The following is a 12,081-nucleotide window of genomic DNA, read 5'->3' on the forward strand; positions in this document are numbered from 1 at the left end:
CTGCGGGTCTACGAGCTGCCCCACGGCAGCCGCAACGCCCGCGGCAAGCCGGTGGTGAATCTCCTGCCGCTGGAGTCCGACGAGCGGATCAGCGCGGTGCTGCCGATCCGCGAGTTCGACGACGACCATTTCGTGTTCATGGCGACCCGGAATGGTACGGTGAAGAAGACGCCGCTGTCGCATTTCTCGCGGCTGCGCTCGAGCGGAATCATCGCGCTGAACCTCGGCGAGGACGACGCCCTGGTCAACGTTGGCGTCACCAACGGCGAGCGCGAGGTCATGCTGGTGACCGACGCCGGCAAGGCCATCCGCTTCGGCGAGGCCGACGTGCGGCCGATGGGGCGTACCGCCACCGGCGTGCGCGGGATTCGCCTCGACCCGGGGCAGGCGGTGATCCAGCTGCTGATCCTGGGCGACGGTGACGTGCTCACCGCCACCGAGAACGGTTACGGCAAGCGCACCGCCGTGAGCGACTACCCCATCCGCGGTCGTGGCGGCCGCGGCGTGATATCGATCCAGACCTCGGAGCGCAACGGCGGCGTGGTCGGTGCCGCCCAGGTCGTGGACGGCGACGAGATCATGATGATCACCAATGCCGGCACCCTGGTGCGCACCCGCGTCGACGAGGTATCGCGGCTGGGGCGCAACACCCAGGGCGTGATGCTCATCCGCCTGAGCGAGGGCGAGCACCTGGTCGGGGTGGCGCGCATCGAGGTGCTGGATGACGACGAGGAGGGCGCCGACGCCGAGTAGACGCCGGCGCGCCAACGGTTTTCGCAAGCTGTCAGGAGCGAGATTGTATGTCGCGCGTGTATAACTTCAGCGCGGGTCCCGGAGCGCTACCCGAAGAGGTCCTGCGTCAGGCCCAGGAAGAACTGGTCGACTGGCAGGGCTCCGGCATGTCGGTGATGGAGATGAGCCATCGCGGCAAGGAGTTCGTGTCCATCGCCTCCGAGGCCGAGGCCGACCTGCGCGAGCTGCTCGCGGTCCCGGACAACTACCGGGTGCTCTTTCTCCAGGGCGGTGCCTCCGGCCAGTTCTCGGCGGTGCCGATGAACCTGCTGCGCGGGCGCGGCTCCGCCGACTACGTGAATACCGGCAACTGGTCCAAGAAGGCCATCGCCGAAGCGCGCAAGTACTGCGAGGTCAATGTCGTCGCCGAGGGCGGCAACGGCGACCCCATGTCCATCCCGGCGCTCGAGAGCTGGCAGCGCTCCAGCGACGCCGCCTACCTCCACTACACGCCCAACGAGACCATCAGCGGCGTGGAGTTCCACTGGGTCCCGGATGTCGGCGAGGTCCCGCTGGTCGCGGACATGTCCTCGACGCTCCTTTCCCGGCCCATCGACGTCTCGAAGTTCGGGATGATCTACGCCGGCGCCCAGAAGAACATCGGCCCGGCGGGCGTGACCGTGGTTATCGTGCGCGAGGACCTGCTCGGTTCGGCGATGGCCGAGACCCCGGCGATCCTCGACTACCAGAAGATGGCCGAGTCCGACTCCATGGCGAATACGCCGCCGACCTTCGCCTGGTACATGGCGGGGCTGGTGTTCAAGTGGCTCAAGCGCCAGGGTGGCCTCGAGGCCATGGCCGAGATCAACCGGCGCAAGGCCGGCAAGCTCTACGACGCCATCGACGCCTCCGGCTTCTACCGCAATCCCGTGGACCCGGACTGCCGGTCCTGGATGAATGTGCCCTTCGTGCTGGCGGACGAGTCGCTCAACGACACCTTCCTCAGCGAGGCGAAGGCGGCTGGGCTCGCCACCCTCAAGGGCCATCGCAGTGTCGGCGGCATGCGGGCGAGCATCTACAACGCGATGCCCGAGGCGGGCGTCGACGCCCTCGTGTCGTTCATGCAGGACTTCGAGCGCCGCCACGGCTGAGGCCGGCGGCACGGCGAACGGAAGAAAGCAGGAGCGCTGATGTACAAGATACTCACTCTCAACAATATCTCCGTTAAGGGGCTCGACCGACTGCCGCGGGAGCGCTACGAGGCGTCCTCGGAGATCCAGCACCCGGACGGCATTCTGCTGCGCTCGCACAAGATGCACGGCATGGCCCTGCCGGAGACGGTGAAGGCCGTGGCGCGTGCCGGTGCCGGCGTGAACAACGTGCCGGTGGACGAGCTCAGCCATCGCGGTATCCCGGTGTTCAATACCCCCGGTGCCAACGCCAACGCGGTCAAGGAGCTGGTGGTCGCCGGGCTGCTGCTCGCCGCCCGCAACATCTGCCCGGCGTGGGCCTTCGCCCGCGGCCTGGAAGGCGACGATGCCGAGATCAACCGTCAGGCCGAGTCCGGCAAGAAGCAGTTCGTCGGCTTCGAGCTGCCGGGCCGCACCCTCGGCGTGATCGGCCTAGGTGCCATCGGCGTGCAGGTGGCCAACGCGGCCCGCGCGCTGGGCATGAAGGTCATCGGTTACGACCCGCAGATCACCATCCACAGCGCGTGGAAGCTGGAGGCGGACGTGCGCCGGGCGCACAGCGTCGACGAGGTGTTCGCCGAGTCCGACGCGATCACCCTGCACGTGCCCGAGATCGACGCCACCCGCGGGCTGGTCAATGCCGACCGTCTCGCCCAGGTGCGCGAGGGCGCCGTGCTGCTCAACTTCGCGCGCTCCGGCATCGTCGAGGAGCCGGCGGTGGTGGAAGCCCTGGATGCCGGGCGCCTGGGCGCCTACATCTGCGACTTCCCGAGCAACGCCCTCAAGGACCATGACCGGGCGGTCACCCTGCCGCACATCGGTGCGTCCACCAACGAGGCGCAGGACAACTGCGCGATCATGGCCGCCGACCAGCTCCGGGACTACCTGGAGACCGGTAACGTGGTGAACTCGGTGAACTTCCCGGAGATGATGCTGCCGCGCAACGGGGCGGGCGACCGGCTGACGGTGGCCAACAACAACGTCCCGAACATGCTCGGTCAGATCTCCACCGCGCTCGCGGACGCGGGGCTCAACATTGCGGACATGTACAACAAGTCCCGCAACGACCTCGCCTACACCGTGGTGGATGTCGAGGGCAGCATCCCCGGCGAGCTGGTCGAGCGCATCCGCGGCATCGAGGGCGTGCTCGCGGTGCGGGTCATCGAGTAGGAGCGGGCCATGAGCGACGAGACGGACCGGCTGCAGCAGGTGCGCGAGCGCATCGACAGCATCGATGACGAGATCCTGCGGCTGATCAACGCCCGTGCCGAGGCGGCGGGCGAGGTCGCACGGATCAAGCGCGAGAGCGGCGAGCCCGGGGATTTCTACCGCCCCTCGCGCGAGGTCTCGGTGCTCAAGCGCCTGCGGGCGGCCAACCCGGGGCCGCTGCCGGACGGCGACGTGCTCAGGCTCTTCCGCGAGCTGATGTCGTCGTGCCTGGCCCTGCAGCAGCCGCTGTCCGTCGCCTACCTCGGTCCGGAGGGGACCTACACCCAGGAGGCCGCGCTCAAGCACTTCGGCCATGGCATGAGGGCCATGTCCCAGGAGGGGATCGACGCGGTCTTCCGCGAGGTGGAGGCCGGCAACGCCGACTACGGCGTGGTGCCGGTGGAGAACTCCACCGAGGGCGTGGTTTCCCATACCCTCGACCGCTTCCTGGCCTCGCACCTGAAGATCGTCGGCGAGGTGGAGCTGCCGGTGCGTCACAACCTGGTCAGCCGCGTGGAGGACCTCGCGGCGATCCAGCGGGTGTACTCCCACCAGCAGGGGCTGGCCCAGTGCCGCGCCTGGCTGGATTTACACCTGCCCCAGGCCGAGCGCATCCCGGTATCGAGCACCGCCGAGGCGGCGCGCCTGGCGGCGTCGGCGCCGGGGGCCGCGGCGGTGGCCTCCGATGCCGCCGCCGAGCGCTACGAGCTCGAGGTCCTCTTCCCCAACATCCAGGACGGCGCGGTGAATACCACCCGCTTCCTGATCCTCGGCAACACGACCCCGCCCGCCACCGGCGAGGACAAGACCTCCGTCGTGGTCTCGCGCCCCAACCAGCCGGGCGGCCTCGCCGGACTGCTGGCGCCGCTCGCGCGCTACGGGCTCAACATGAGCCGGATCGAGTCGCGGCCCTCGCGCCAGGGGGTGTGGGAATACGTGTTCTTCATCGACGTCCTCGGCCACGCCGAGGATCCGACGCTCAAGCGTGCCCTCGGCGAGATGGAGCAGCTGGCGAGCCTGATCAAGGTGCTCGGCTCCTACCCGCGTGCCGGCGACTGAGCGGCGGCGGCAGACATAGCACACAGGCGAGAGCGATGAGCAGCGACGCGATCCCCTTCTGCGATCTGGCGGTGCCCGGCGTGCGGGACCTCCAGCCCTACCAGCCGGGCAAACCCGAGGCCGAGCTCGCCCGCGAGTACGGGGTGAGCGACATCGTCAAGCTCGCCTCCAACGAGAATCCCCTCGGCCCGGGCGAGGCCGCGGTGGCCGCGGCGCGGGACGCCGTCACCGGTGTGCACCGCTATCCGGAGGGCAGCGCCCATGCCCTGCGCCACGCGGTGGCGCGTCATCACGACGTCGCCCCGGAGTGCATCACCTTCGGTAACGGCTCCAACGACGTCCTCGACCTGCTGGCCCGCGCCTTCCTCGGCCCGGGGCGCGAGGCGGTGTTCTCGCAGCACGCCTTTGCGGTGTACGCCATCGCCACGCGCACCGTCGGCGCCGAGGCGGTGGTGGCGGCGGCCAACGCCGCCGACCATCCCCAGCCCTACGGTCACGACCCGGAGGCGCTGCTCGCCGGTATCGGCGGACAGACACGGGTGCTGTTCATCGCCAACCCCAACAACCCGACGGGTACCTGGCTGGACGGCGACACCCTGGAGTCGCTGATCGCGCGTGTGCCCCGCGAGGTGGTGGTGGTGCTCGACGAGGCGTACGTCGATTACGCCCGTGACTGTACCGGCTACGTGGACGGCCGCCGCTGGCTGGAGACTTATCCGAATCTGGTGATTACACGGACCTTCTCCAAGATCCACGGTCTCGCCGGCCTGCGTGCGGGCTATGCCCTGTCCAGTCCCGAGATCGCCGATCTGCTCAACCGTGCGCGCCACCCCTTCAATCTGAACTCCGTGGCCCAGGCGGCGGCGGAGGCCGCGCTCACCGACACGGACCACGTGGACCGCTCGGTCGCGCTCAACAGCGAGCAGCGCGAGTGGCTGCGCGCTCGCCTCGAGGGCCTGGGCCTCACGGTGCTGCCCAGCGCGGGCAACTTCCTCGCCGTGGAGGTGGGCGACGACGCGGGTGCTGTCAACGAGGCGCTGCTGCGCCGCGGCGTGATCGTGCGGCCGATCGGCGGCTACGGGCTGCCGCGGTTCCTGCGCGTGACCGTGGGCACCGCCGGGGAGAACGCCCGCTTCGTCGAGGCCTTGGGCGAGGCGCTGTCCGGGGAGCGCGCATGATCCGCATCGGCCAGCTTACCGTCATCGGTATGGGGCTGATCGGCGGCTCGCTGGCGCGGGCGCTGCGCGAGGCCGGCGCCGTGGATGAGGTCGTCGCCGTGGGCCGGCGCCGTGAGGGCGTCGACCGCGCGGTGGCGCTGGGCGTTGCTGACCGGGGCACCACGGATCCCGCGCGGGGCGTGGCGGATGCCGACATGGTCGTGATCGGCGTCCCGCTGGGCGCGGTGCGCGGCGTGTTCGAGGCCGTTGCCGACGCCCTGCCGGCGGACTGCGTGGTCACCGACGTGGGCAGCGCCAAGGGCAGCGTGGTCGAGGACGCGCGCGCGGTGTTCGGTGCCGTGCCGCCCTGGTTCGTGCCCGGCCATCCGGTGGCGGGCACCGAGCGCTCCGGTGTGGAGGCCGGGTTCCCCGAGCTGTTTCGCGGCCGCCGGGTCATCCTCACGCCGGGGCCGGACACCGACCCCGCGGCGCTGTCGCGCGTGCGCGGCATGTGGACCAGCGCCGGCGCGGAGGTCAGCGAGATGGCCGTCGCCCATCACGACCGCATGCTCGCGGCGACCTCCCACCTGCCGCACCTGCTGGCCTACGGGCTGGTGGACACCCTGAGCCGCTGGGACGCCAGCCACGAGGTCTTCGAGTACGCCGCCGGCGGTTTCCGGGACTTCACCCGCATCGCCTCCAGCGATCCGGTGATGTGGCGCGACATCTGCCTGGCCAACCGGGAGGCGGTACTGGAGACGCTGCTGCGCTACCGCGAGGACCTGGATGCGCTCACCGAGTGGGTGCGCGCCGGCGACGGTGACAGCCTCGAGGCGGTGTTCTCACGGGCGAAGGCCACGCGGGACGACTTCCTCCACGTGTTCGAACGCTAGGGCCGGGCAGGGCATGACACACGCTCAATCACGACTGACCTTCACCGCCTCCGGCGGCGAGCGGCTGCGCGGCCGCCTGCGGGTCCCGGGCGACAAGTCCATCTCCCACCGGGCGGTGATGTTCGGGGCCCTCGCCGAGGGAGAGACCGTGATCGACGGCCTCCTCGAGGGCGAGGACGTGCTCGCCACCCTGGCCGCCTTCCGCGCCATGGGCGTGGCCGCGGAGGGTCCGGACAGCGGCGCCCTGCGGCTCGCCGGGGCAGGGCTCCACGGCCTGGGCGCGCCGGCGGCGGCGCTGGACATGGGCAACTCGGGCACGGCCATGCGGCTGCTCTGCGGGCTGCTCGCCGGTCAGGCCTTCGATACCACGCTCACCGGCGACGCCTCGCTCACCCGCCGGCCCATGCGCCGGGTGACCGCGCCCCTCGCGGAGATGGGCGCGCTGATCGAGACCGCGGAGGGCGGCACCGCGCCGCTCACCGTGCGCGGTGGCCGCCGGCTGCACGGCATCGATTATGCGCTGCCCGTCGCCAGCGCCCAGATCAAGTCCGCGCTGCTCCTCGCCGGCCTCTACGCCGAGGGCGAGACCCGCATCAGAGAGCCCGCGCCCTGCCGGGACCACACCGAGCGCATGCTCGCCGGCTTCGGCTATCCGGTGCGGCGCGAGGCGGGCACCGTGACCCTCGCCGGGGGCGGCCGGCTGACGGCGACGCCGGTGAGCGTGCCGGCGGACGTGTCCTCCGCGGCGTTCTTCCTGGTGGCGGCGAGCATCACCCCGGGCTCCGATCTGATCCTGGAGCACGTCGGCATGAACCCGACCCGCACCGGCGTGATCGAGATCCTGCGCCTGATGGGTGCGGACATCACCGCCGTGCGCGAGGACGTGGTCGGCGGTGAGCCGGTGGCGGACCTGCGCGTGCGCCATGCGCCGCTGCACGGCATCGACGTGCCGGCGCGCCTGGTGCCGCTTGCGATCGACGAGTTCCCGGTGCTGTTCGTCGCCGCCGCGGCGGCGAGCGGCGAGACCCGCGTCACCGGGGCGGAGGAGCTGCGGGTGAAGGAGAGCGATCGCATCGCGGTGATGGCCGAGGGGCTCGCCGCCCTGGGGGCCGACGTCACCGCCACGCCGGACGGCATGATCGTGCGCGGCGGCCGCGGCCTCACTGGCGGCCGGGTGCATGCCCACGGTGACCACCGTGTTGCCATGTCGTTCGCGGTCGCCTCCCTGATGGCCCGGGATGCGGTGGTGATCGACGACTGCGCCAACGTGGCCACCTCCTACCCCACCTTCGCCGCTGAGGCGCGCGCCGTTGGTCTGATGCTGGCCGAGCAGTGGCATACGCCGGAGGCAACATGAGCGAGTCCGTGCCCGTTATCGCCCTGGATGGCCCCGGCGGCTCCGGCAAGGGGACCATCGCCCGCCGCCTCGCGCACAGCCTGGGCTGGCACCTGCTCGATAGCGGCGCGATCTACCGTGTGCTCGCCCACGCGGTGGTCCGCGACGGTGTCGATCCCGCCGACGAGGCCGCCGTGGTGGATCTCGCCCGGCGCATCCATATCCGTTTCGCCAGCGGCGAGACCGACTCCAGCGTGTTCGTTGACGGCGAGGACGTGACCGCCGCCATCCGCACCGAGGACTGCGGCGATACGGCCTCGCGGATCGCGGCACTGCCGGCCGTGCGCGAGGCGTTGCTGCAGCGCCAGCGCGACTTCCGCCAGCCCCCGGGGCTGGTCGCGGACGGCCGCGATATGGGGACGGTGGTCTTCCCGGATGCCGTGGTGAAGGTCTTCCTCACCGCGTCGGTGGACGAGCGCGCCCGCAGACGCTATAAACAGTTGATAGACCAAGGGCTTGGTGCTAGTCTTCGCGGTCTTGTAGAGGAGATCGCCGCGCGTGACCGGCGCGACGCGTCCCGCACGGTGGCCCCTCTCGCCCCGGCAGAAGATGCCGTTGTGCTCGATACGACCGAGCTCGACGTCGATCAGGCAGCCGAGGCGGTGATGAGCCAGGTGCGTCGCTGGCAGCAGCGCCGCTGAACCCGACCCCTGGAGACTCGACAAGAAAGTGGGAGCGACCCCCGTAAACCGGTGGGGGCCGCTTCCCGTATGTATGGCAACAACTTGACTGGTTACGGTCTGGGATCAACTCATCCATGAGCGAAAGCTTTGCTGAACTGTTCGAACAGAGCCTTTCGAACACCGACATGCGCCCCGGTGCGATCGTCAACGGCACCGTGGTGGCAATCGACGGTGACGACGTCATCGTCAACGCCGGCCTCAAGTCCGAGGCGGTCATTCCCCTGGAGCAGTTCATCGACGACGAGGGCAACGTCGAGGTCGAGGTGGGCAGCGAGGTCGAGGTCGCGCTGGACGCCGTCGAGGACGGCTTCGGCGAGACGCGCCTGTCCCGCGAGAAGGCCAAGCGTGCCCGTGTCTGGAAGAAGCTCGAATCCGCCTACGAGGCGAGCGAGACCGTGACCGGCCAGATCAGCGGCAAGGTCAAGGGTGGCTTCACCGTGGACCTGGGCAACGTTCGCGCGTTCCTGCCCGGCTCGCTGGTGGACATCCGTCCGGTGCGCGACACTACCTACCTCGAGGGCAAGGACCTCGAGTTCAAGGTGATCAAGCTCGACCCCCGGCGCAACAACGTGGTGGTCTCCCGCCGCGCCGTCGTCGAGGAGGAGTACAGTGCCGAGCGCGAGGCGCTGCTGGAGAAGCTCCAGGAAGGCCAGGTGCTCCCGGGCATCGTCAAGAACCTCACCGACTACGGTGCCTTCGTGGACCTCGGCGGCATCGACGGCCTGCTGCACATCACGGACATGGCCTGGCGTCGCGTCAAGCACCCCTCCGAGGTGGTCAACGTCGGCGACGAGATCCAGGTCAAGGTCCTCAAGTTCGACCGCGAGCGCAATCGCGTCTCCCTGGGCCTCAAGCAGCTTGGCGAGGATCCGTGGGAGAACATCGCCGGCCGCTACCCCGAGGGTGCGCGCGTCAACGGTCGCGTGACCAACATCACCGACTACGGTGCCTTCGTCGAGATCGAGGAGGGTGTCGAGGGTCTCGTCCACGTCTCCGAGATGGACTGGACCAACAAGAACGTCAACCCGGCCAAGGTCGTGGCGATCGGTGACGAGGTCGAGGTCATGATCCTCGATATCGACGGTGAGCGCCGCCGTATCTCGCTGGGCATGAAGCAGTGCCAGCCCAACCCCTGGGACGAGTTCGCCGCCCAGTACAACAAGGGCGACCGGGTCGCCGGGGCGATCAAGTCCATTACGGACTTCGGCATCTTCGTGGGTCTCGACGGCGGGATCGACGGCCTCGTGCACCTCTCCGACCTGTCCTGGAACGACGCCGGCGAGGAGGTCGTGCGCCAGTTCAAGAAGGGCGACGAGGTCGAGGCCGTGGTCCTCTCCGTGGATCCGGAGCGTGAGCGCATCTCCCTCGGTATCAAGCAGCTGGAGCAGGATCCGCTGTCCAGCTGGGTCGCCGAGCACCCGAAGGGCAGCGTCGTGACGGGCACCGTCATCGAGGTGGACGCCAAGGGCGCCACCATCCGGCTGGCCGAGGAGGTCGAGGGCTATCTGCGTGCCTCCGATCTCGGTCGCGACCGGGTCGAGGATGCCCGCCAGGTGATCAGCGAGGGCGACGAGGTGGAGGCCAAGTTCACCGCCGTCGACCGCCGCAACCGCATGATCAACCTGTCGGTCCGCGCCAAGGACCAGCAGGAGGACCGCGAGGCCGTGGAGGACTTCGGCCGGCCGTCCAATGCGGGCACCACCGCGCTCGGTGATCTGCTCAAGGAGCAGATGCAGAACAAGGACCACGAGTAACGCGGCCGCGGGGCCGGGGGGTCGCTCATGCCGTGGGCGACCTCCCGGCCTTTCTGATTGGGGGCTCCGCTGCGTCCGTGGCGGATCAGGCTTGCTGGTAGAACGATGACCAAATCCGAGCTAATTGACCTCATTGCCGATCGTCAGCAACACCTCCCCCACAAGGATGTCGAGCTGGCGGTCAAAACCCTGCTGGAGCAGATGAGCGAGGCGATGGCCTCGGGGCAGCGGATCGAGATCCGCGGTTTCGGCAGCTTCGCGCTGCACCATCGTCCCCCGCGCATCGGCCGTAACCCCAAGACGGGGGATCCGGTCGCGCTGCCCGGCAAGTACGTTCCGCATTTCAAGCCGGGCAAGGAGATGCGTGAGCGGGTGAACGACGGCAGCGACCACCCCATTCGCGAGTGACCTGGCGACGCCGTATCGGGCGGGGCCGCTTCGCCCCGCCGGCGTGACTCCCGTCATGGCTTGCTTCAGAATGTCCGCACCTCCCCGGACTCCAGCTGCATGAAGGGACCTGCACACCGATGCGACGTCTAGTGCTATTCATCCTCGCCCTCGCCGTGATCGCCCTCGGGCTGAGCTTCGCCATGCTCAACGCCGGGGACGCCCAGGTGAACTACTACTTCGGTACCGCGACCATGCCGCTCTCCCTGTGGCTGGCGGTGACGTTGCTCGGCGGCGCCGTGCTCGGGGCGGTTTCCACGACGGCACTGATCGTGCGCCAGCGCCGCGAGCTCGCCCGTCTGCGCCGTGAGGCGAAACAGGCGCGTACCGAGGTGGACGAGCTGCGCAAGCTGCCGCTGCGCGACAACCCCTGACGATGCTTGAGCTGCTGTGGCTGCTGTTGCCGGTCGCGGCCCTGTCCGGGTGGGTGATCGGCCGGCGTGACGCCGGAGGCGGTCAGCGCGGTCGCCGCGCGAGCTTCTCGCCGGAGTACTTCCGCGGCCTCAACTTCCTCCTCAACGAGCAGCCGGACAAGGCCATCGAGGTCTTCACCCGGATGGTCGAGGTGGATTCCGACACCGTGGAGACCCACCTCGCCCTGGGGAACCTCTTCCGCCGGCGGGGCGAGGTCGACCGTGCGATCCGCATCCACCAGAACCTCATCGCGCGGCCGTCGCTGGAACGCGGCCAGCATGCCTACGCCATGCTGGAGCTCGCCAAGGATTACATGAGCGCCGGGCTCCTCGATCGGGCCGAGGCGATCTTCGGCGAGGTCGCCGAGCTCGATGACCACGCAGTCACCGCGCTGCGCCATCTCCTCGATATCTACCAGCAGGAGCGGGAGTGGGAGGAGGCCGTGCGGGTCGCCCAGCGCCTGGCGCGGGTGACCGGCGAGGATCTCGGCGGGCGCTGCGCCCAGTTCTGCTGTGAGCAGGCCGAGGAGGCGATGCGTCGCGGTGACAGCGACGACGAGGTGCGCGGCCTGCTCAAGCGCGCGCTCGGCTTCGATCCCACCTGCGTGCGCGCAAACATGCTCCGCGGCGACCTGGAGCGCAGCCGCGGCCATGTCCGCGCCGCCGCCCGGGCCTATCGCCACGTCCAGAACCAGGACCTCGACTACCTCCCCGAGGTGCTGCCGCCGCTGGAGGCATGCTATCGGGAGCTGGGCCAGCTCAACCGCTTCCGGCGGTTCCTCTACCGGACCATGCATGCCTACGACGGCGCCTCCGTGGTAATGAAGCTCTCCGAACTCATCGCCGAGGCCGAGGGGCGCCAGGCGGCGGTGGAGTTCATGGCCTCCCAGCTGCGGCGCCGGCCCTCCGTGCGCGGGCTCAACCGGCTCATCGAGCTCAACATCGACGACGAGGACCCGGACCGGCGCCGCCAGCGCGACCTCCGCGTCCTTCATCAGCTCTTCCAGGCGCTGATCGGCGACCGCCAGCCCTACCGGTGCGAGCGCTGCGGCTTCGCCGCCCGGCAGCTGCACTGGCAGTGCCCGAGCTGCCGCGCCTGGAGCACCATCAAGCCCGTCAAGGGGCTGCAGGGGGAGTAGCATGGACAG

At 69.6% G+C, this 12,081-nt stretch carries 12 protein-coding genes; all 12 read left to right on the forward strand.

Features of this window, described 5'->3' with window-relative positions:
* Nucleotides 1–753 (forward strand): DNA gyrase C-terminal beta-propeller domain-containing protein (locus G7A99_RS08795; protein ID WP_305792314.1); only part of this gene is annotated, 753 nt, incomplete at its 5' end.
* A gap of 47 nt (nt 754–800) precedes the next feature.
* Nucleotides 801–1,883, forward strand: coding sequence for a 3-phosphoserine/phosphohydroxythreonine transaminase (serC, locus tag G7A99_RS08800; RefSeq protein ID WP_018718595.1), 1,083 nt, complete (start codon nt 801–803; stop codon nt 1,881–1,883).
* 39 nt (nt 1,884–1,922) lie between these two features.
* Entirely contained in the window at nt 1,923–3,092 is a 1,170-nt protein-coding gene (locus G7A99_RS08805; protein ID WP_018718594.1) for a phosphoglycerate dehydrogenase, read from the forward strand.
* Between the two features lie 9 nt (nt 3,093–3,101).
* Nucleotides 3,102–4,190, forward strand: a complete 1,089-nt coding sequence (pheA, locus tag G7A99_RS08810; protein WP_163139593.1) for a prephenate dehydratase — start codon at nt 3,102–3,104, stop codon at nt 4,188–4,190.
* Between the two features lie 35 nt (nt 4,191–4,225).
* Nucleotides 4,226–5,368 (forward strand): histidinol-phosphate transaminase, encoded by a 1,143-nt coding sequence (gene hisC, locus G7A99_RS08815; RefSeq protein WP_163139595.1) that lies wholly within the window; start codon nt 4,226–4,228, stop codon nt 5,366–5,368.
* Entirely contained in the window at nt 5,365–6,240 is an 876-nt protein-coding gene (locus tag G7A99_RS08820) for a prephenate dehydrogenase/arogenate dehydrogenase family protein (protein ID WP_018718591.1), read from the forward strand. The genes hisC and G7A99_RS08820 overlap by 4 nt, the downstream gene beginning before the upstream one ends.
* Nucleotides 6,241–6,253: 13 nt before the next feature.
* Nucleotides 6,254–7,597, forward strand: a complete 1,344-nt coding sequence (aroA, locus tag G7A99_RS08825) for a 3-phosphoshikimate 1-carboxyvinyltransferase (protein WP_163139597.1) — start codon at nt 6,254–6,256, stop codon at nt 7,595–7,597.
* Nucleotides 7,594–8,277, forward strand: a complete 684-nt coding sequence (cmk, locus tag G7A99_RS08830; RefSeq protein WP_018718589.1) for a (d)CMP kinase — start codon at nt 7,594–7,596, stop codon at nt 8,275–8,277. Before aroA ends, cmk begins: the two co-directional genes overlap by 4 nt.
* 116 nt (nt 8,278–8,393) lie before the next feature.
* Nucleotides 8,394–10,073 carry a 30S ribosomal protein S1 gene (gene rpsA, locus G7A99_RS08835; RefSeq protein ID WP_018718588.1) on the forward strand — a complete coding sequence of 560 codons (1,680 nt, stop codon included), beginning with the start codon at nt 8,394–8,396 and terminating at the stop codon, nt 10,071–10,073.
* A gap of 105 nt (nt 10,074–10,178) precedes the next feature.
* The gene (locus G7A99_RS08840) at nt 10,179–10,481 is read left to right on the forward strand and encodes an integration host factor subunit beta (RefSeq protein ID WP_018718587.1); all 303 of its coding nucleotides are present in this window, start codon (nt 10,179–10,181) and stop codon (nt 10,479–10,481) included.
* A gap of 119 nt (nt 10,482–10,600) precedes the next feature.
* Nucleotides 10,601–10,894: a lipopolysaccharide assembly LapA domain-containing protein gene (locus tag G7A99_RS08845; RefSeq protein ID WP_026321136.1), complete on the forward strand. Its 294-nt coding sequence runs from the start codon at nt 10,601–10,603 to the stop codon at nt 10,892–10,894.
* 2 nt (nt 10,895–10,896) lie between these two features.
* Nucleotides 10,897–12,072 carry a lipopolysaccharide assembly protein LapB gene (gene lapB / locus G7A99_RS08850; RefSeq protein ID WP_018718585.1) on the forward strand — a complete coding sequence of 392 codons (1,176 nt, stop codon included), beginning with the start codon at nt 10,897–10,899 and terminating at the stop codon, nt 12,070–12,072.
* The last annotated feature ends 9 nt before the right edge of the window (nt 12,073–12,081 follow it).

The sequence above is a fragment of the Arhodomonas sp. KWT genome (assembly GCF_010993615.1).

What these genes read in the sequence shown, in the direction of transcription:
- serC (WP_018718595.1), top strand. Translation starts at nt 801, where the DNA reads ATGTCGCGCGTGTATAACTTCAGCGCGGGTCCCGGAGCGCTACCCGAA.
- G7A99_RS08805 (WP_018718594.1), top strand. Translation starts at nt 1,923, where the DNA reads ATGTACAAGATACTCACTCTCAACAATATCTCCGTTAAGGGGCTCGAC.
- pheA (WP_163139593.1), top strand. Translation starts at nt 3,102, where the DNA reads ATGAGCGACGAGACGGACCGGCTGCAGCAGGTGCGCGAGCGCATCGAC.
- hisC (WP_163139595.1), top strand. Translation starts at nt 4,226, where the DNA reads ATGAGCAGCGACGCGATCCCCTTCTGCGATCTGGCGGTGCCCGGCGTG.
- G7A99_RS08820 (WP_018718591.1), top strand. Translation starts at nt 5,365, where the DNA reads ATGATCCGCATCGGCCAGCTTACCGTCATCGGTATGGGGCTGATCGGC.
- aroA (WP_163139597.1), top strand. Translation starts at nt 6,254, where the DNA reads ATGACACACGCTCAATCACGACTGACCTTCACCGCCTCCGGCGGCGAG.
- cmk (WP_018718589.1), top strand. Translation starts at nt 7,594, where the DNA reads ATGAGCGAGTCCGTGCCCGTTATCGCCCTGGATGGCCCCGGCGGCTCC.
- rpsA (WP_018718588.1), top strand. Translation starts at nt 8,394, where the DNA reads ATGAGCGAAAGCTTTGCTGAACTGTTCGAACAGAGCCTTTCGAACACC.
- G7A99_RS08840 (WP_018718587.1), top strand. Translation starts at nt 10,179, where the DNA reads ATGACCAAATCCGAGCTAATTGACCTCATTGCCGATCGTCAGCAACAC.
- G7A99_RS08845 (WP_026321136.1), top strand. Translation starts at nt 10,601, where the DNA reads ATGCGACGTCTAGTGCTATTCATCCTCGCCCTCGCCGTGATCGCCCTC.
- lapB (WP_018718585.1), top strand. Translation starts at nt 10,897, where the DNA reads ATGCTTGAGCTGCTGTGGCTGCTGTTGCCGGTCGCGGCCCTGTCCGGG.